Genomic DNA, 565 nt, shown 5'->3' with positions numbered 1-565 from the left:
TGCCGGTGAGGTTGTGCAGGATGCTGGTGGCAGCGGCGTTGATGATGTCGGTCTCGCTGACGGGCAGGCGTTGGGCCTTGACGAAGTGCCAGGAGCGGTCGAGCAGGGCGAGGGTGGTGAGTCCGAGTGCCTCGGGGGCGTCGGTGGGTTCGGTGGCGCGGGCGCGCAGGGACATGCCGAGGAGGAAGGCGACGCGCATCTGCAGGCGGAGCGCGGCGCTGCGGAACTCCTCGTCGGGTGCGGACTGGCTGGCCGAGAAGATGAAGGCGCCGTGCAGGTCCATGAAGGCGAAGTAGTCCTGCACCCAGGCGGTGACGTCGGGGAGGGTGGTCGGGGTGGGCATGCTGTCCCACTTGCCGATGACCTCGAGGATGTCCTGGTAGGCGGTGCGGCCGAGGAGCTCGGCGACCTCGTGCTTGTCCTTGAAGTAGGTGTAGAAGCCGGCGCGGGAGATGCCGCAGGCCTCGGTGATGTTGTTGATCCGGGTGCCGGAGTAGCCGCGCTCGAGGAAGAGCTGGCGGGAGGCCTCGAGGATGGCGTTGCGGGTCCGGAGCGCGCGCTCGCC

Annotated in this window: 1 protein-coding gene; it reads right to left on the bottom strand. The window is 68.8% G+C overall.

Features of this window, described 5'->3' with window-relative positions; translation table 11 throughout:
* A partial coding sequence (locus tag D6B71_RS22440) for a TetR/AcrR family transcriptional regulator (RefSeq protein WP_164519796.1) occupies positions 1 to 565 on the bottom strand: 565 nt, incomplete at both ends.

Origin of the sequence: Nocardioides ferulae, from assembly GCF_003660455.1 — a bacterium.
GTDB classification, from domain to species: domain Bacteria; phylum Actinomycetota; class Actinomycetes; order Propionibacteriales; family Nocardioidaceae; genus Nocardioides; species Nocardioides ferulae.
Note: the sequence above shows the minus strand (reverse complement) of the source record. Positions and strands in the feature narration are given on the sequence as shown.